General features: G+C 72.8%; 15 protein-coding genes and 1 tRNA gene. 5 read left to right on the top strand and 11 right to left on the bottom strand.

Annotated elements, in window-relative coordinates; genetic code table 11:
• Positions 1-142 precede the first annotated feature (142 nt).
• The 10 genes from APR03_RS10625 to APR03_RS10580 all read right to left on the bottom strand — a co-directional run bounded on the left by APR03_RS10625 (position 143) and on the right by APR03_RS10580 (position 11358).
• Complete coding sequence (locus APR03_RS10625; RefSeq protein WP_253835534.1) at positions 143-2740, bottom strand: CHAT domain-containing protein; 2598 nt, start codon at positions 2738-2740, stop codon at positions 143-145.
• Positions 2741-2859: 119 nt separating this feature from the next.
• On the bottom strand, positions 2860-5286 hold the full coding sequence (locus APR03_RS10620) for a CHAT domain-containing protein (protein WP_253835532.1): 2427 nt from the start codon (positions 5284-5286) through the stop codon (positions 2860-2862).
• 196 nt (positions 5287-5482) lie between these two features.
• Complete coding sequence (locus APR03_RS10615; protein ID WP_253835530.1) at positions 5483-6901, bottom strand: S8/S53 family peptidase; 1419 nt, start codon at positions 6899-6901, stop codon at positions 5483-5485.
• 236 nt (positions 6902-7137) lie between these two features.
• Complete coding sequence (locus APR03_RS10610; RefSeq protein ID WP_253835528.1) at positions 7138-7698, bottom strand: peptidase associated/transthyretin-like domain-containing protein; 561 nt, start codon at positions 7696-7698, stop codon at positions 7138-7140.
• Entirely contained in the window at positions 7689-8321 is a 633-nt protein-coding gene (locus tag APR03_RS10605) for an RNA polymerase sigma factor (protein WP_253835526.1), read from the bottom strand. Before APR03_RS10605 ends, APR03_RS10610 begins: the two co-directional genes overlap by 10 nt.
• 275 nt (positions 8322-8596) lie before the next feature.
• Positions 8597-9313: a 50S ribosomal protein L1 gene (gene rplA, locus APR03_RS10600; RefSeq protein WP_253835524.1), complete on the bottom strand. Its 717-nt coding sequence runs from the start codon at positions 9311-9313 to the stop codon at positions 8597-8599.
• A 78-nt stretch (positions 9314-9391) separates the two neighbouring features.
• Positions 9392-9823: a 50S ribosomal protein L11 gene (gene rplK, locus APR03_RS10595; RefSeq protein WP_253835522.1), complete on the bottom strand. Its 432-nt coding sequence runs from the start codon at positions 9821-9823 to the stop codon at positions 9392-9394.
• A 73-nt stretch (positions 9824-9896) separates the two neighbouring features.
• Positions 9897-10685: a transcription termination/antitermination protein NusG gene (nusG, locus tag APR03_RS10590; RefSeq protein WP_253835520.1), complete on the bottom strand. Its 789-nt coding sequence runs from the start codon at positions 10683-10685 to the stop codon at positions 9897-9899.
• 249 nt (positions 10686-10934) lie between these two features.
• Positions 10935-11180 (bottom strand): preprotein translocase subunit SecE, encoded by a 246-nt coding sequence (gene secE / locus APR03_RS10585; protein ID WP_253835518.1) that lies wholly within the window; start codon positions 11178-11180, stop codon positions 10935-10937.
• Between the two features lie 102 nt (positions 11181-11282).
• Positions 11283-11358, bottom strand: a tRNA-Trp gene (locus APR03_RS10580).
• Positions 11359-11552: 194 nt separating this feature from the next.
• Here APR03_RS10580 and APR03_RS10575 point away from each other — a divergent pair.
• Genes APR03_RS10575 through APR03_RS10560 form a run of 4 tightly spaced genes read left to right on the top strand, consistent with a single transcriptional unit; the run spans position 11553 to position 15244 of the window.
• Entirely contained in the window at positions 11553-12482 is a 930-nt protein-coding gene (locus APR03_RS10575) for an ABC transporter ATP-binding protein (RefSeq protein ID WP_253835516.1), read from the top strand.
• On the top strand, positions 12482-13351 hold the full coding sequence (locus APR03_RS10570) for an ABC transporter permease (RefSeq protein WP_253835514.1): 870 nt from the start codon (positions 12482-12484) through the stop codon (positions 13349-13351). The genes APR03_RS10575 and APR03_RS10570 overlap by 1 nt, the downstream gene beginning before the upstream one ends.
• On the top strand, positions 13341-14636 hold the full coding sequence (locus APR03_RS10565; RefSeq protein WP_253835512.1) for a sensor histidine kinase: 1296 nt from the start codon (positions 13341-13343) through the stop codon (positions 14634-14636). The genes APR03_RS10570 and APR03_RS10565 overlap by 11 nt, the downstream gene beginning before the upstream one ends.
• Complete coding sequence (locus APR03_RS10560; RefSeq protein ID WP_253835506.1) at positions 14633-15244, top strand: response regulator; 612 nt, start codon at positions 14633-14635, stop codon at positions 15242-15244. Before APR03_RS10565 ends, APR03_RS10560 begins: the two co-directional genes overlap by 4 nt.
• Before the next feature lie 10 nt (positions 15245-15254).
• On the opposite strand, the gene APR03_RS10555 is transcribed toward APR03_RS10560, so the two are convergent.
• Complete coding sequence (locus tag APR03_RS10555) at positions 15255-17225, bottom strand: protein kinase domain-containing protein (protein WP_253835504.1); 1971 nt, start codon at positions 17223-17225, stop codon at positions 15255-15257.
• 180 nt (positions 17226-17405) lie between these two features.
• On the opposite strand from APR03_RS10555, the gene APR03_RS10550 reads away from it, so the two are divergent.
• A complete protein-coding gene (locus tag APR03_RS10550; RefSeq protein WP_253835502.1) occupies positions 17406-18479 on the top strand; it encodes an adenosine deaminase in 1074 nt (357 codons plus the stop codon).
• The last annotated feature ends 117 nt before the right edge of the window (positions 18480-18596 follow it).

Below are 18596 nucleotides of genomic sequence, written 5' to 3'. Positions count from 1 at the left end.
ACTTCGGTCTTCTGCCACCCTGATGCTCCGAGGAGCGGGCAGCGTCGGACGACCGGCGGTCTTGGGTTACCCGAGAAGATTACACGATCGGACGCGCGGTCGTGACATCGAGGCGGGTTGCCTGCGCCACACGCGCGCAAGGTCAGCGTTCCAGGCCCTCCAACGACCCGAAGCACACGAGCGGTACGGGTTCCGGCTCGTCCGCGAGCGCCGCCGCCAGGGCGGCCTCCGGGTCGTCGGTGACCCGCAGGTGCTCGTGGAGGCGCGGCATGACGCGCGCGGCCGCGGCGTCGGAGAGCGGGGCGACGGCGGCGACGACGGCGCGGGCGCCGAGCCGTAGCAGGACGGACGTCAGGCCGAGCACCTCGCCGCCCACGACCTGCGAGGAGCCGCCGACCTCGCACGCGGACAGGATCACGACGGAGCCGGGCAGTCGCGTGCTGTCGAGCTCGTGGGCGAACAGCGGGCCGTCGGCGAGGTCGATGCTCGCGAAGAGCGGGTTGTCGGCGTCGTGCCTGCCGTGCGTCGCGAGGTGGACGACGTCGTGCGTGGCGAGCGCGGTGCGGACGGCGTCCGCGGTCGCGGTGGCGCCGGTGAGGACGGTCGCTCCGGGCCAGGTGCGCCCGACTGCGAGGACCTCGCTCGCGCCGAGCGTCACGCCGGGGCCGTGGGCGGCGAGCAGGCGGTGGCGCGCGCCGGGGCGGGCGGGCGTCCGGCCGTGGGCCACGTAGGTGCGCAGGGTGGTGCGCCGGCCGCGACGGGACGGGAGCGCGGTCCAGGGCACGCCGATGACGGGGTCGCGGCCCGCGACGTACAGCGAGCCGCCGGCCTGGAGGGGTACGGCGAGCAGGGTGTCGAGCACGGCGAGGTTGCGGTCGAGGGAACGGCGGGCGGCGGCGCGCAGGGCGGGCGGTACCAGGTCGTTGACGCACACGCCGAGGTCGGCGCGGGTGCGGGCGACCCGTTCGGTGACGTCGGACAGGGGGCCGAGCTCGAGCAGCCGTGCGCCGTGCGCGTCGATGCGGACACAGCGCAGCACGCCGTCGACGACGAGGAAGTTGGCCAGCACCGCGCCGTCGTCGCGGGCCGCGAGGAGCGCGCGGACCTCCTCGGCCCGGGCGGGGCGTTCCTTGACGACGCCCTCCTCCGCGCCGGTGCGGTGCCAGGCGCGTTCGCGGGCGACGGCGAGGAGCCGGCGGGACCGGTCGAAGAGCTGGGCCCGCTCGACGGCCGCGTCCTTGGCACCGAGCGTGCGGGCCCGGGCGACGAGGCCGCGTGCCTCGGTGACGAGCGCGCCGACGGCGGGCTCGTCGGGGGCCGCGGTGCCGCCCATGCCCGCGAAGGTGGCGCGGCCGCGTTCCACGGCCTCGAAGATCCAGTCGGGACGCCCGGAGGCGAGGGCGGCACGGACGTCGGTCCACTGCAGGTCGACGCCGTGCACGGCGGCCGCCGTCACCGACTCGAGCGACCCGAGGCCCATGCGGTGGTCGGCGAGCAGCCGCAGGCCGGCGGTCACCGCCTCGATGCCGGCGTCGCGGTCGCCCGAGGCGAACGCGATCTGGGCGAGGACCGTCTGCCGCTGGATCCGCGTGGAGAGCGGCGCCTCGTCGATCCTGGCGGGGAGGTCGTCGAGCACGGCGCGGGCCGCCGCGACGTCGTCGGCGAGGAGGTACCACTGCGCGGCGACGAACCGGCCGGTCAGGCCGGGTCGCTGGCCGAGCAGCGGGTCCACCTCGTCCCCGGCCTCCGCCGCCCCCACGGCCTGCTCGGCGTGCCGGCGTGCGTCCTCGGGCACGGGCACCTCGCCGCGACGGACGGGCAGGAGGATCGCCTCGAGCTCGGCCACGCGGGCGATGGCGGCCCGCTGCGGGTGCCCGACGCCCGCGTAGTACCGCCGCGCGAACGCCGCGCCGGTGCGTGCCTCGTCCCACCGGTGCAGCGCGAGCAGGCAGCGAGCCCGGAAGTACTCGGCCTCGGCGCGGTGGTGGGCGCGGCCCGGCACGACCATGCGGGAGATGGCCTGGGTGAGCACCTGCTCGGCCTCCTCGAGCAGGCCGGCCTCGTAGAGCACGGCGCCACGACCGATGTCGAGCACGCCGTCGGCCCGCTCGGGGTCGACGGCGCGGGCGGCGGCCATGGCCCGGAGCGCGCCGGGGAGGTCGCCGAGCGCGTACCGGACGAAGCCGGTGTTGTGCAGGGCGAGCGAGGCGATCCCCGCGAGGTCGGCGCCCATGGCCTGCTCGTGGCAGGCGTCGAAGTCGGCGAGCGCCCGATCGAGCCGGCCGAGCTCGATCGCGGCGGCGCCCCGGTTGAGCAGAGCGCTCGTCCGGTCACGCACCGGGAGGCGGTCCGCGACGGCGAGCACGCGGTCGAAGGCGGCGGTGGCCTCGTGCAGGCGGCCGGCGCGCTGGAGCAGGAGCCCGCGCGTCCCGTCGACGACGGCGGCGAGCACCCGGCGCACCCGCGCCGGCGCGGAGTCGGCGCGGGCGTCGGCGTCCTCGAGCAGGGCGAGCGGCTTGTCGAGGGTGTCCTCGATGGCGTGGACGGCGACGGCCTCCCCCACCAGGCCGCGGACCATGCCCTCGGACCAGCGTTCGCGGTCGGCGGGGTCGAGGTCCGCGAGGTCGACGGTGCGGAGCCGGTCGAGCACGGCGCGAAACCGGGGCAGGGCGTCGCCGGGCCGCGACCGGGAGTTGAGCTCGCGGGCGGCCGCCAGCTCGTCCGCGAGTTCCGGCCACATGCGCGTCCCCTGTCTCCTGGTGCCCCCTCGGGGTATCGGGCGGGAACGATAGCGGGACGTGGGGCGCCGTGTCACCGGTGAGTGCAACCGCGCAGGTCAGTGCTGTATATGCAGACGGATCAGTCGGCGCTGAGACCTTCCACCGAGCTGAAGCAGACGAGGGGAACGGGCTCCGCGACGTCGGCCAGCGCCGCCGCGAGCGCCGCCTCCGGGTCGTCCGTCTCGCGCAGGTGAGCGTGCAGGCGCGGCATGACACGGGCGGCCAGCTCGTCGGAGAGCTTGGCGACCGACGCGATGACGGCGCGGGCGCCGAGGCGCAGGAGGACCGACGTGAGGCCGAGGAGCTCGCCGCCGAGCACCTGCGTGGATCCGCCGACCTCGCAGGACGACAGGATCACCACGGAGCCGGGCAGCGGGGTGCCGTCGAGCTCGTGGGCGAACAGCGGGCCGTCGGCAAGGTCGATGCTCGCGAAGAGCGGGTTGTCGGCGTCGTGCTGGCCGTGCGTCGCGAGGTGCACGACGTCGTGCGTGGCGAGCGCCGTGCGGACGCGCTCGGTGACGGCGTCCTCGCCGGTCAGCACGGTTGCACCCGGCCACTGCTCCCCCACGGCGCGCGCCTCGGCGGTGCCGTGCTCGACGCCGGGGCCGGCGGCGGCGAGGAGGCGGCGCTTGCCGGAGGGGCGGGCGTGCGCCCTACCCCTGGCGACGTGTGAGTTCACGGCCGTGCGGAGGCCGCTGCGGGACGGCAGCGAGGACCAGGGGACGCTGAGCAGCGGTTCGCGGGCGACGATGTAGAGGTCACCCTGGGCTGCCAGCGGGACGAGGAGCAGGTCGTCGATCGTCTTGAGGTTGCGCTCCAGGGACGCACGCGCCGCGGCGCGCAGCGGGGGCGGGATGAGGTGGTTGGCCGCCATGGCGAAGTCGGCACCCAGTCGGCGGACGCTCTCCGTGATCGTCTTCTCCGGCGCGACGTCGTAGGAGGTGACGCCCTGGGCGTCGACCCTGACGCAGCGCAGCATGCCGTCCATGACCAGGTAGTTCGCGACGACCGTCGTGTCGTCGGACCGCCGGTCCAGGACGGCGCGCAGCTCCTTCGAGGTGACCGGGCGCTGTACCGCTCCCGCGTTGCCCGCGTGCCGCCAGGAACGTTCCCGCACCTCGTCCTGGATGCGTGCCGCACGGCGCGTCAGGCGCTCACGCTCCCTCGGGTTGGCGGCCCCGATCTCCCGGGCCTTGGCCAGCAGGCCGCGCGCCTCGGTCAGGAGCGCCGCAGCCTCCGGATCCTCCGGAGGCGTGACCCGGCCCGTGCCGGCGAAGGTCGCGCGACCGCGTTCGAGGGCATCGAAGAGCGCGGCAGGACGGCGGCTCCGCGCTGCGGCCTCGACGTCGAGACGCGTGAGGTCCACGCCGTGCGCGGCCGCCGCCGTGACCGACTCGACCGAACCGAGCCTGCTGCGATGGTCGGCGAGCAGTGACAGGCCGGAACGCACGGCGCGCACGCCCTTGGCGCGGTCCCCGGTCGCGAACGCCAGCTCGGCCTGCGCGGTGTAGTGCTGGATACGCAGCGACAACGGTGCCGTCGTCAGACGGCGCGGCAGCTGCGCAAGCGCTGTCTGGGCAGCATCGACGTCTCCGGCCCGGAGGAACCACTGCACCGCGACGAGACGAGCGGCGTGCCCCGGGTCGAGTCCCAGCACCGGACCGGCAGTGTCTCCCTCCTGCGCAACGACGAGTGCCGACGTCGCGCGGCGACGTGCCGTGCGGGCGAGTGTCGGGCTCCGCCGCGCTGGTTCGAGCATCGCCTCGAGCTCCAGAACTCTGGCGAGGACCGCACGCGCCTCGTGCCCCACCCGCTCGTAGTGGCGACGCGCGGTTGCCGCCAGACGCGCCGCTTCCTCGAAGCGATTCAGGATCAACAGGCACTTGGCGCGGTAGTACTCCGCCTCGGCTCGCTCCGGCCGTAGTCTCGCCGCTGCGAGATCCGGGATGGTCGTCGTGAGCAGCTCCTCCGCAGCGGCGACGAGACCACCCTCGAAGAGGACCTCGGCCCGCCCCAGACGGTCGATGGCAGTGCTCTCGTCCGGCAGCGCCGCGAGTGCGTCCTCCATGGCCATCAGCGCTCCGGGAAGATCGCCCATGAGGTGCCGTACGTAGCCGAGGTTGTGGAGTGCGAACGACTGGGTCCTGGCATTGCGGTCTTCCTCCGCCAGCCGACGGGCCCATTCCAGGTCCTCGAGGGCTTCGCCCAGGCGTCCGATCTGGATCAGGGCGACGCCCCGGTTCAGATGATCGATCGCACGGCTGCGCAGGTCGTCCTCGTCGTGCGCGGCCAGCGACGCCGAGATCGCCGGCAGGCTGGCGCCGAACTGTCCGCTGCGCATGAGGATGACCCCGCGCTGACCCGAGACCAGGCCGACGAGCCCCCTGCGGATCGACTCCGGGGCCGCTTCGGCCTCGTCTGCCGCCCTGTCCAGCATCGACGTCGTCATCTCGAGATCGACGGTGTTCTCGTACGTGGCCAGGGCGAGGCCGAGACGCGAGCGCACCAGAAGGCGCGACCGCGTCTCGTTCTCGTACAGAGAATGGGCGGTGGTGTCAGCCAGCTCCGCGACGAGAGACCGGAACGCTGACAATGCCTCGACAGCCTGGTACTGGTCGTTCAGTGTGCGAGCGCCTGCGTAACGCCGCTCGAGGTCGTCCCAGTCCACGGGGTTCACGCGGCACCACACTACCTACCAGCGGTCAGTCGGTCACCGGAGGCTCCGCATAGAGATCCCCCACCTCCACGACGGCGCGCCACGCAGCGGACACGCGCCCGTCGAAATCGGTCGGCGCGACCTGTGCCTCTTCACGTTCCCGCAGGAGCGCTGCTGCCAGCTCACCCGCCAGCACCGGCGCTGCGAACGAGGTACCACTCCACAGGCCGAACCCGCTGGCGAAGTTGTCAGGGTCCACGGTCCGGCGCAGGCCGTCTCCGCTCTGCAACGGAACCTCGGCACCGTCAAAGGTGGTCGGCATCGCGCTCAGCACGTTCGATCCGGGACGGACCGCGACGACCCACGGCCCGTCGTTGCTGAAGTCCGACAGAGTGCCGTCGGGGTTCTGCCCCGTCACCGGAAGCAGGGGCGTGTAGTGCGCAGAGACCTCGCCGCTACCCACCTGGACGGCGCCGTTCGGCGTCCGCCGGACACGGGGCGCCCATGCAGCAGGGAAGATCGGACGGGTGGAACCGTCGTTCCCCGCGGACACGACGACGAGCACACCGGCCCGCCGGAGGTCCCTGAGCCGGCCACGGAGCACACCGTCGTAGTCCTCGTCGTCCTCCGGTCGCTCGGCATAGAATCCACCGCTCAGCACGACGACATCGACCGGCCAGCAGCCGTCGACACCTGCGACGCCGCGGCGGTGGAACTCGAGGAGCTTTTCCAGCGTGTGCGCGATGTCCCACTCCCGGACCCGGCCGTCGCCACCGAAGATGCGCACGGGCATGATCGCGGCATCGGGACTGACCTGGTGGACGACGCCGGCGATGAAGGTGCCGTGTCCCGCATAGGTGTCCAGGTAGGCAGCGTCGTCGCGCCGGCGACCGCGCACCTCCGAGTCGTACAACGGCTCGTCCTCTGCCGCTGTCCCGATCGGCTCTCCGTCCAGGTTCGCGCCTCGGAGGACCACGGCGGTCGGCTCGTCGAACCAGGGGTGAGCGCCGATGCCCGAGTCGAGGACCGCGACGACCGGCCGGGCAGTGCCGTCCGCCGTAGTGAGCGGGGAGTCGCCGTCGGACCGCGTCCGCCGCGGCGCAGGGCCGAGGAAGACGGCAGGTTCGCGCCCGATCGGGCGCCCGTGACCCTGCCACTTCGTATGTCCCGTGAGCACATGGTCCAGGGACACCCGCCGGCGGTCCTCGTCGCCGACCGAGTCCGCCACTTCGTCGAGCAGATCCCACACGTCGGTGCGAGATGCGCCCTCCTCCGTCGCGGCAACCCGGAAGGCAACGCCCGGCCGCGGGCCGAACGGGCCGGACCCGTCGCCCCGCCACGCCGCCTCGGCGAACGCCGTCTCCTCCAGCTCGAGGCCGTGCGCGGCCGCACGCTCCCGGATCGCCCCCATGACCACGTCGTTCTCAAGGTCCTCGCCGACGCGGACGATCAGCCGGTCCGCCACATATCTCGTGGGCATCAGCCGACCTGTACGCCGGGACGAAGCCCGCACGGGGTCGAGATCCCGCACGCGACACCACGTCCCCGCATGATCCCGAACCCGCAGCTCACCCTCAGGCATCGACTCACTCACAACTCTATACCTCTCTGTCGATAGGCATGCTCAACAGACCCCACCGCCCTGTGCGGCCAGGCCTGGCGTGCTCTCGTGCGTTCTTGATGCGCCCCGGGGCCGGTGGCTCAGAGCTCGATGACCGGCGTGCTCACAGCCCCGCCCCCGCCGTCGATCCGGCGGACCACCAGGCTCGCCCGCCCGCGTTCGACCGCCTCGAAGGCGAACCGCCCGTCCTCGTCGGAGGCTGTCGTGACGACGTCGACCCCCGGACGGTGCAGCTCCACCGACAGGCCTGCGGCCGGAGCGGCCCAGCCGTCGATGCGCACCTTGCCGCCGGCGGCCGGCGACAGGCTGATCATCACGGTCAGCGAGTCGTGCGTGAAGGTGATGGTCTTCGCCTCGGCGGGCGCGGTGTCGTCGGCGCGTGCTGCTGCGGCGGCCCCCCGGACGCCCGCGAGCGGCGCGTCGAGGTAGACCGCCTCCATCATCTCGGCCTCGAGGCCCGCCAGGGTGATCGCGAAGAGCGAGCGCTCCACGAGGTCGTCCGGCACCGGGTCGGCCGCCTCCACCAGGTGGGCGAGGCGGGTCAGCACGGCTCCGTCCCCGGCGTCGAGGACGCCCTTCGGGTCGAACGACAGGTCCCCCACGGCCTCGTCGTCCTTGTTCGGTTCCGGCGTCAGGTCCACGAGAAGTCCCCCTGCTCGTCGAGGATGGTGCGCAGCTTCGCCAAGCAGCGGCCACGGGTCGAGCCGATGGAGCCCATCGGCATTCCGATCGCCGCCGAGATGTACCGGTAGTCCGGCCGGTCGGCGAGCGAGACCAGACGCAGCAGCTCTTGGCAGCGTCCGGGAAGTTTCTGGAGCGACGTCCACAGGATGCGGTCGCGCTCGTCGCGCAGCACCTGCGCGTCGGGCAGCGGGTCCTTGGCGGGCAACGACGTCGGGTGCTCCGGACTGTCGTCCGGGAGCTCGGTACGCCGCTTCTCGTCGTCGCGGTGCTTGCGCACGGCCTCCCAGGCGGCGCGCTTCGCCGTGACCAGGAGCCACTTCAGCACGGCCTTCGGCTCGGCGATGGTGTCCGCATGTCGTACGAGGGCCACCCACGTGCTCTGGACCACGTCCTCGGCGGTGTCCTGCTCGACCCCCTGCGCCCGCACCGTGTGCCAGAGCAGCGGTGTGGCCTCACGGACCAGCTCACCGAGCGCCTGGTGGTTGCCGTTGCGGTACTCGGTCAGCGCGATCGCAGCGCGATCGCCGAGCGTGAGACCGGACCCGTCGACGTCGGGCAGGGCCTCCCTTGATCCTGTCATTGCACCACGGGATTCTCTGCTGGCGGATGTTTCCACATCCGGCACAGGATGTGGAGTACGTGGACCAGCCGAGTCTACGACCGCTGCTGTGGATCCGGGGAGGAAAAAGACGGTGCCCACCAGGCACTCCTCTCTCCTCGACGCGTGTCGGCGGGTTGCCGCACATCAGACAAGAGGGACGGGCGCACCGTTAGATACATCGAACTGAGGACCAATCAAAAAGGCCCGCATCCCCGGGTGGGGATGCGGGCCTTCCTGTGCCCGGAGGCCTCGGCTCAGGCCGAGAGCTCCTCGAGGAGCTTGGTGGTCTTGCTCTGGTCCAGCGGGATGCCCGGGCCCATCGTCGTGGTCATGGTCGCCTTGCTGATGTAGCGACCCTTCGACGACGACGGCTTGAGGCGCAGGACCTCGTCGAGCGCGGCGGCGTAGTTCTCCAGCAGCTGCGCCTCCGAGAAGGAGGACTTGCCGATGATGAAGTGCAGGTTCGCGTGCTTGTCCACGCGGAACTCGATCTTGCCGCCCTTGATGTCGGACACGGCCTTGGTGACGTCCATGGTCACGGTGCCGGTCTTCGGGTTCGGCATGAGGCCGCGGGGGCCCAGCACCTTACCGAGGCGACCGACCTTGCCCATGAGGTCCGGCGTGGCCACGGCCGCGTCGAAGTCGGTGTAGCCGGCGGCCACCTTCTCGATCAGCTCGTCGCCACCGACCTCGTCGGCGCCGGCCGCGCGGGCCTCCTCCGCCTTGGCGGCGTTGGCGAACACGATGACCTTGGCGGTCTTGCCCGTGCCGTTCGGCAGGTTGACCGTGCCACGGACCATCTGGTCCGCCTTGCGCGGGTCCACGCTCAGCCGGAACGCGACCTCGACGGTGGCGTCGTACTTGACCGTCGCGGTCTCCTTGGCGAGGCGGATGGCCTCGAGCGGCGAGTACAGCGTGGTGCTGTCGATCTTCTCCGCGGCGGCGAGGTACGCCTTGCTGCGCTTTGCCATGTTTCTCTCCTTGTGGTCGTAGCGGGCCGGACGGCCCTGCCACTGTGCTGGTTCGGTCCGGGGCGAGAGCCCCGGGGATCACTCCGAGACGGTGATGCCCATCGAGCGGGCGGTGCCCGCGATGATCAGCGACGCGGCCTCGAGGTCGTTCGCGTTGAGGTCCGGCATCTTGGTCGTGGCGATCTCGCGGACCTGGTCCTTGGTGATCGAGGCGACCTTGACCGTGTGCGGCGTCGCGGAGCCCTTGGCCACACCGGCGGCCTTCTTGATGAGCTCGGCGGCCGGCGGCGTCTTCGTGATGAAGGTGAACGAGCGGTCCTCGTACACCGTGATCTCGACGGGGATGACGTTGCCGCGCTGCGACTCGGTCGCCGCGTTGTAGGCCTTGCAGAACTCCATGATGTTCACGCCGTGCTGACCCAGCGCGGGGCCGATCGGCGGGGCCGGCGTCGCCGCGCCGGCCTGGATCTGGAGCTTGATGAGGCCGGCGACCTTCTTCTTCGGGGGCATGCTTGTCTACCTTCTTGTTGTGATGGGCCGACGCCGTGGGCGATGACCCGGTTGCACTGCCGGGGGACGGACGTCAGATCTTGGCGACCTGGTTGAACCCCAGCTCGACCGGGGTCTCCCGGCCGAAGATGGACACGAGGACCTTGAGCTTCTGGGCCTCGACGTTGATCTCGGAGATCGAGGCGGGCAGCGTGTCGAACGGGCCGTCCGTGACGGTCACCGACTCGCCGACCTCGAAGTCCACGTGGACCGGAGCCTTGCCCGCCGTCGACGCCGCCGCGGCGCCCGCGGCCGGCTGACCGGACTGCGCCTGCTGGGACAGCATCGAGGGCGCGAGCATCGAGTAGATCTCGTCGAAGCTCAGCGGCACCGGCTGGTGCGTGTGCCCGACGAAGCCCGTGACGCCCGGCGTGTGCCGCACGGCGCCCCACGACTCGTCGGTCAGGTCCATGCGCACGAGGACGTAGCCCGGGATGCGCACCCGGCTCACGATCTTCTTCTGCGCGTTCTTGATCTCGGCGACCTCTTCCATCGGAACCTCGACCTGGAAGATGTAGTCCTCCATGTTCAGGCTCTGGATGCGGTTCTCGAGGTTGGTCTTCACGCGCTTCTCGTAGCCCGCGTACGAGTGGATGACGTACCAGTCGCCCAGCTGGCTGCGGAGGGTTCGCTTGAACTCCTCGACCTCGTCGACGATCACGTCACCGTCGGCATCGACGGGGCGCTCCTCGTCGGTCTCGTCGGGAGTCTCGGCGTCCGCAGGCACGTCAGCGTTCTCGGCGTCCAGGGGCGCGTCGACGGCCGCCTCGTCGCCCTCGGGCGTCGAGACGTTCTCCGTCTGGTCCAGAGAGTCCTGGGACACGAACGAACCTGCTTTCTCTTCGTGCGCCGGGTCTGCGCCCGGCACGGGTGTGCGTACCTCTACGAGCTGTATCCGTTCATTGTCGCGCGAAAACACCGCGGAGGAACAATCGGCGACAGGCGAGAACGATCACAGCGAGGTACTGCGCAGCGTGCCCCATGGCTCTGTCCGGCGCACCCCGACCGGGTCGGGGCCGCGGCCACGAGGGCCGTCCACGGCCACGTCAGCGGCCGTGCCAGGTGCTCGCGATCAGGCGAAGACCCAGCCTGCGAGCATACCGAAGGCGTAGTCCAGGAGGACGACGAAGACCATCACCACGACGAGGAAGACCAGCACCACCGTCGTGTACGTCACGAGCTCCGAGCGCGTCGGCGCGACGACCTTCTTGAGCTCCGCCACCACCTGGCGCACGAAGAGCGCGATGCGGGCGAAGATGTTGCCGCCGCCCTTGCTAGGACGCTCCGCGGCGCTCTGGATCACCTCGGTGTCGCTCACTGCTACCCCACTCCTGTGGCCCGGCGCGCCCGGGCGGCGCGGACTGCCTTTCGAGGTCCACTCACGTGGGCCCGCTGCGCGCGGCCCCGCTGGGGTTCACGCTGGCAGGGTAGACAGGACTCGAACCTGCAACCTGCGGTTTTGGAGACCGCTGCGCTACCAATTGCGCCACTACCCTTTGTGTTCGATGCGCCGCGACGCACCCCGGAGAGGCGCACCACATGAGGTGAGCATCGATCACCGAGGCACAACTGTACGGTACCCACGGCCGTAGGTCGAACCCGTTCTCCGCGCCCCGTCCACCGAACGGGGGACACCAGGTGCAGCCGAACGGGCGTCCCGCCGCGAGCGCCGCCGGAGCATGATCGCAGCATGCAGAACTTCGACCCCGTGGCCGTGCGGGTACGCGGCCTCCGCAAGCGGTACGGCAACCCCCGCGCGGGGTACAAGGACGCCGTGGCCGGGCTAGACCTCGACGTGGCGCGCGGCGAGATCGTCGCCGTCCTGGGTCCGAACGGCGCGGGCAAGACGACCACGGTCGAGATCCTCGAGGGTTTCCGGGACCGGGACGGGGGCGAGGTCGAGGTGCTCGGCGAGGACCCGCGGCGCGCCGGCCGGGCGTGGCGGGCCCGGATCGGCGTCGTCATGCAGGACTCCCGCGACATGAGCGAGCTGACGGTGCTCGAGAAGGTGCGGGCGACCGCGGCGGCCTACCCGGACCCGCGCGACGCGGCGGAGGTCGTGGCCGCCGTCGGGCTGGAGCAGAAGGCCCGGGCCCGGGCGCGCGGGCTGTCGGGCGGTCAGCGGCGCCGGCTCGACGTGGCGCTCGGGATCGTGGGCCGCCCGGAGCTGCTGTTCCTCGACGAGCCGACCACCGGGTTCGACCCGCAGGCCCGGCGTTCCTTCTGGGACCTGGTGACGAGCCTGCGGGACAGCGGGACGACGATCCTGCTGACCACCCACTACCTGGACGAGGCGGCGCAGCTCGCCGACCGCGTGGTCGTGGTGCGCGACGGCGTCGTGGTCGCCGAGGGCACGCCGGACACCCTGGGCGGCGCCGAGGCGCGCACGCCGGTGGTGGCCTGGGAGCAGGACGGCGTGCGGCGCACGGAGCGGACCGACCGGCCCACCGCCGTCGTCGGCCGGCTGATCGAGGCGGCCGGACCGGGGGCCGAGGTGCCCGGCCTGTCGGTGACGCGCCCGACCCTGGAGGACGTGTACCTGGCGCTGATCGGCGAGTCCCCCACCGACGAGGCCGCGGCCGCCGCGCCCGGCGACGGCACGAGCACGGAGGCGGCGTGATGAGCACGACGACGGAGACCACCGGTACGACGACCCGCACCGCCCCCGGCGCACGCCGGCTGCCCGGCACGCTGTGGCTCGGCCTGGTCCGGGGCGGTGTGGAGCTGCGGGAGTACGTGCGCGAGCGGGACTCGATCATCTTCGGCTTCGCCTACCCGATCGTGATGCTCGCGATCTTCGCGACGGTGTTCGGCGACGACGAGCCGATCACCGTGGACGGCACCACGGTCAGCTTCGCGCAGTACTTCCTGCCCGGCATGGTCGCGACCGGGATCATGCTCTCGACCTACCAGACGCTGGCCATCTCGATCGCGGTCGAGCGCGACGACGGCAGCCTCAAGCGCCTGCGCGCCACGCCCCTGCCCCCGACGTCGTACTTCCTAGGCAAGGTGTTCCTGTCGCTGACCACCGTGCTGGTGCAGACCGCCCTGCTGCTCGCGGTCGCGGCGCTCGTCTTCGACGTGCCGCTGCCGGACGAGCCGGACCGCTGGGTCACGTTCGCCTGGGTCTTCGTGCTCGGGACGGCCGCCGGTGCGCTGTGCGGCGTCGCGTACTCCTCGGTGCCCCGTTCGGGGCGCTCGGCGAGCGCCGTCGTGGTGACGCCGCTGCTGGTGCTGCAGTTCACGTCGGGGGTGTTCTTCTCGGTCAGCCAGCTGCCCGAGTGGATGATCAACCTGTCGTCGCTGTTCCCGCTCAAGTGGGTGGCGCAGGGCATGCGGTCGGTGTTCCTGCCGGACGAGTTCGCGCTCGCCGAGCCCGCGGAGGCCTGGCAGCACGGTGCGACGGCTGCTGTACTGGCGGCATGGCTGGTCGTGGCGCTCGTGGTGGGTACCCGGACGTTCCGGTGGCGACGCCACGATGACGGCTGAGGAGGCCGCGGCCGAGGAGGTTCCCGCCGTCGAGCGGCTGTACTCCGGCTGGGGGCAGCAGGTGCGGTGGTGGGACGCGGCGTTCGGCGTGATCGTCGGCCTGACCGCGGTCGCGCTGGTGCTGGAGGGGACGCGCGGGGTGCGGCTGACGGTCGCGTTCGCGGCCATGGGGGCGATCGTGGTCGCCTACGTGCTGTGGGGGGCGCGGGCGGCGCGGACCCGCGACCAGCGGTCGGCCCTGGCGTACCTGGTGGTGCTGGTGCTCGGTACGGCGGTGACGGTGTCCCAGGGCGGTCTGGCGTCGCTCCTGCTGTTCATCGCGTTCGCGCAGGTGTGGATGCTCCTGGAGTCGGTGCGGCTGGGCGTGGTCGGCTGCGCGGTGCTGGCGGCGGCGGTCTCGATCGGCATCTCGGGCCGGTACGGCTTCGACGTCGCGGTGCTGGCCGAGGTGGTGCCGCAGATGCTGGTGACGCTCGTGTTCGCGATCGGGCTGGGGCTGTGGTTCCACGTGGCGATGCAGCGGGCCGAGGAGCATGCGCGGCTGCTCGACGAGCTGCGGGCGGCGCAGGCCGAGCTCGCGCGCACCAACCACGAGGCGGGCGTGCTCGCCGAGCGGCAGCGCCTGGCCCGGGAGATCCACGACACGCTGGCCCAGGGCTTCACGAGCGTGGTCATGCAGGCGCAGGCGGCCACGGCCGCGCTCGACCTGGGGGACGGCGGCGCGGTGCGCGACCGCCTGCACGTGATGGAGGAGACGGCACGGGAGAACCTGGCGGAGGCCCGGGGGCTGGTGGCCGCGTTCGCGCCGGTGCCGCTGCAGGACGCGTCACTGCCCCAGGCGCTCGGCCGGCTCACGGACCTGTTCGCCCAGGACACCGGCCTCGAGGCCGACTTCCGCACCGTGGGTGACGGGCCGTTGCCGCCCGCCATCGAGGTGGTGCTGCTGCGGGCCGCCCAGGAGGCCCTGGCGAACGTGCGCCGGCACGCCCGGGCCCGCACGGTCGCGGTGTGCCTCGAGCGGACGGCGGACGAGGTGGTGCTCGTGGTGACCGACGACGGGCAGGGCATCCCTCCGGGCACGGCCGACGGGTTCGGGCTGGCGGGCATGCGCGACCGCGTGCGTTCGGTGGGCGGGGCGCTGGAGGTGGCGCCCGGCGCCGACGGCGGCGGCACCCGCCTCTGCGCGCGGGTACCGGTCGAGGCCCGGCCCGGGGTGCCCGACGAGGGGGACGCAGCCGGTGGGCCGGCACAGGACGAGACGCAGGAACAGGGGGTGGCCCGATGATCCGGGTGCTGGTGGTGGACGACCATCCGGTCGTGCGGTCGGGGCTGGCGGGCATGCTCAGCGTCGAGGAGGACCTGGACGTGGTGGGCGAGGCCGCCGACGGGGAGCAGGCGGTGGGTCTCGCGGCCGAGCTGCGGCCCGACGTGGTGCTCATGGACCTGCGCATGCCGGTGCTGGACGGCGTCGCCGCGACCGTGCGGATCGTCGGGACCGGTCCGCGCGTGGTGGTGCTGACGACGTACGACACCGACGCGGACATCCTGCGCGCGGTGGAGGCCGGCGCGACCGGCTACCTGCTCAAGGACACCCCGCGCGCCGAGCTGGTCGCGGGGGTCCGCGCGGCGGCCCGCGGCGAGACCGTGCTGGCCCCCAGCGTGGCCACCCGCCTGGTCAGCTCGGTCCGCACGGCCGCGGAACGACCGTCGGCGCGCGAGGCCGAGGTGCTCGCCCTCGTCGCGCGCGGCCGCTCCAACGCCGAGGTGGGCCGTGCGCTGTCCATCACGGAGGCGACCGTGAAGACCCACCTGATCAGGGCGTTCGCCAAGCTCGGCGTCACCGACCGCACGGCGGCGGTCACGGTCGCCCGCGAGCGCGGCTGGATCTCCTGAGCCCGCGGGCTCAGGAGCTCGTCGTGCCGGACCCGCCGCCGGTGTCGCCGCCCGCCTGACCGCCGCCGGTCGGGTTGGTCGAGGGTTCGACGGGTGCGCTCGGTTCGTTGGACGGTTCGCCGGTGGGCTCGCCCGTGGGCTCGGTCGACGGCTCGTTCGTCGGCTCGCCCGTGGGGCCGCCCGTCGGGGTGGGCGTCGGCGTGGGGGTCGGCGTCGGGGTCGGGGTCGGCGTGGGCGTGGGGGTCGGCGTCGGGGTCGGCGTCGGCCTCGGGGTCCACGTGTCCTGCGGCAGCGGCTCGAGCTCGTCCGTCTCGGTGGCGCTCGGCGACGGCGTGGCCGACGGCGTGCGCGACGGTTCCCGCGTCGAGGGGCTGTTGGTCGGGTTGACCGCGGGGGTGCCGCCGTCGTCCAGCATGCTCGCGATGACGAGGCCCGCCCCGCCGAACACGAGCAGCGCGAACACGATGATCGTGGCCACGCGGCCGCGGCCGGTGGTCATCTTCTCCCAGAAGGACTTCTCCTCCGCGGGCGGGTCCAGGGGCGCGGGAGCGGGCACGGGCGGCGGCACCGACGCCGCGGCCTCCGGCGCGCCGAGGGCCCCTGCGGCAGCACCCGCGCCGACCGCGCCCGCACCGACCGCGCCGATCGTCGTCGTGCGGTCGGCCCCCTCGGTCACCTGCCCGAGCTTCATCGTGCCCGAGCCGGCCGCGCCCGTGACCGGGTCGATCACCTCGGTGCCGCCGGCACCGACCCCGAGCTGCATCGTCTCGCCGCTGGTCCCCATCCGGCCGGCGGGACCGCCGAGCAGGATGGTCACGGTCTCGCGCATCGACTCCGCGGTCGGGAACCGCCGGTTCGGGTCCTTCGCCATGGCACGCGAGACCAGCCGGTCCACGGACGCCGGGACCGCGGCGCGGCGGGCCGACGCCGCGGGCACCGGTGCGTTGACGTGCGCCCGCAGGACGTCCTCCGGCTGGGCGCGCTCGTACGGCGCGTGGCCCGTCAGGGCGTAGTACGCGAGCGCGCCGACGGCGTAGATGTCGCTGCGCGCGTCGAGCGGCTTGCCGCGGGCCTGCTCCGGCGACATGCCGATGACCGACCCGGCCACCGTCTCGCCGTCGCCCTCGCCGCCCGCGGGGCGGGTGAGGCCGAGGTCGATCAGGCCCACGCCGTACGTGCCGTCGGGGCGCCTGTCGACCATGACGTTGCGCGGTGCGACGTCGCGGTGCACCAGGCCCGCCTCGTGCACGGCGGACAGGGCCTCGAGCAGGCCGTCGATGATGACGAGCGCGTCGCGCCAGGGCAGGCCGTCGTCACCCGCCAGGTCGGACAGGGACACGCCGGGCATGCGGTTCATGACGGTCCAGGGGACGTTCGCGCCGGCGACGTCCTCCTCGCCGGAGTCCAGGACCTTCACGACACCCGGGTGGTCCACCTGGGCCGAGGCCTCGATCTCGCGGCGCAGGGACGCGCGCGCGTTCTCGTCGTCGACCAGGTGGGGGTGCAGCACCTTGACCACGAGCGGCTGGTCGAACGGGTCCTCGGCGTCGTCCTGCTCGTCCGGGCCGGGCAGCTCCTGGGTCGCGGCGGCGTCCGCCGTCGCACCGGACCCGGTCTCCTCCGCGCCTTCCGGAGCCTCGCCGCCCTCGGACGCATCGGTCTCCGGGGTCGCCGCGGCGTCCTCCCCGGCGCGCTCCGTGTCGCCGGCCGCCTCGCCCGCGGCGGGCGCCTCCGCAGTCGTGTCCGCGCCGTCGTCCGAGTCGTCCTCGGCAGCGTCGGCCGCGTCCCGCTCGCCGTCCTCGGCCTCGGCCGCCGGGGGCTCGGGAGGCTCGGGAGGAGCCGGGGGTGCCACTCGCTGCGCGTCGTAGACGGTGAACGTCGCCCCGGTGCCGAGCACGTCGACCAGCTCGTACTTCTCGCCGAGCACGACGTGCACGGGGAGGTCTGCCGCGTTCTCCTCGCCCGTGTTCTCTTGGTTCACTGGTTCACCGGTGTCTGTGGTCGCGCAACGTGCGAAGCGGTCTTTTCGGCTATCTGGGGCATGTCCTTCTCAGGATACGTAGCGGGGCGCGAGCGCACCAAAGATACGCGGGATGTGTGAGTAGTGCGGAGTATCACGATCGCGGCTGCCACCGGTCCTCCGCTTTGCCAGACTACGCAGATGCGCGACCTCGCACGTCTTCCCAAGGCGCACCTCCACCTGCACTTCACCGGATCCATGCGGGTGCCGACCCTCGTGGACATGGCCGCCGCCTACAACGTCCGGCTGCCCGAGGCCCTCGTCGACAACGACCCCTTGCGCCTGCCCGCCACGGAGCGCGGCTGGTTCCGCTTCCAGCGCCTGTACGACGCCGCCCGCGCGTGCGTGCGGTCCGAGGCGGACATGCGCCGCCTGGTCGACGAGGCGGCCGCCGACGACGCCGCCGAGGGTTCCCGCCGCCTGGAGATCCAGGTGGATCCCACGTCGTACGCCCCGTTCGTGGGCGGCATCACCCCCGCCGTCGAGATCGTCATCGACGCCGCGCGGGTCGCGAGCGCCGCCCACGGGATCGAGGTGGGCGTGATCGTCGCGGCGTCGCGCATGAAGCATCCGCTGGACGCGCGCACGCTCGCCCGGCTGGCGGCGCGCCACGCGGGGGACGGTGTGGGCGACGTGGTGGGCTTCGGCCTGTCGAACGACGAGCGGCGCGGGGACACGTCGCAGTTCGGGCCCGCGTTCGACATCGCACGGCGGGCCGGGCTGGCCGCCGTGCCGCACGGGGGTGAGCTGCTCGGCCCCGACCACATCGGCGAGGTGATGCGGGAGCTCGTGCCCGACCGCATCGGGCACGGCGTGCGCGCGGCCGAGGACGAGCGGGTGCTCGCCGCCATCGTGGAGCGCGGGGTCGCGCTGGAGGTCAACCCTGGTTCGAACATCGGGCTGGGGGTGTACGCGGAGGCGTCCGAGGTGCCGTTGCGCACCCTGGTGGACGCGGGCGCCCTGGTGGCGCTCGGCGCGGACGACCCGCTCCTGTTCGGGTCGCGCCTCGTGGACCAGTACGAGATCGCGCGCACGGCGCACGGGTTCACGGACACCGAGCTCGCGGCGCTGGCGGCGTCGTCCATCCGGGCGAGCCGGGCGTCGGAGAGCACCAGGACGCGGCTCCTGGCCGAGGTCGACGCGTGGCTGCTGGCCCCCGACCCGGCCGACGCGGTCGACACGCACCCGGCCCGGGGCACTGTCACGATTGGGTGACGAAAGGTCTGCCCAACCATCCTGAGCGCCCGCGCGTCAGTTAGAGATACAGGACACTCGCGAGGGGACGACGTCGTCTCGTGGGTGTGGTGCCGCACCGCCCCAGAAGGTGCGGCC

Origin of the sequence: Promicromonospora thailandica (genome assembly GCF_024171955.1) — a bacterium.
Classification (GTDB): Bacteria; Actinomycetota; Actinomycetes; order Actinomycetales; family Cellulomonadaceae; genus Promicromonospora; species Promicromonospora thailandica.
The sequence above is the reverse complement of the archived record's forward strand: the minus strand, read 5'-3'. Positions and strand labels throughout refer to the sequence as shown.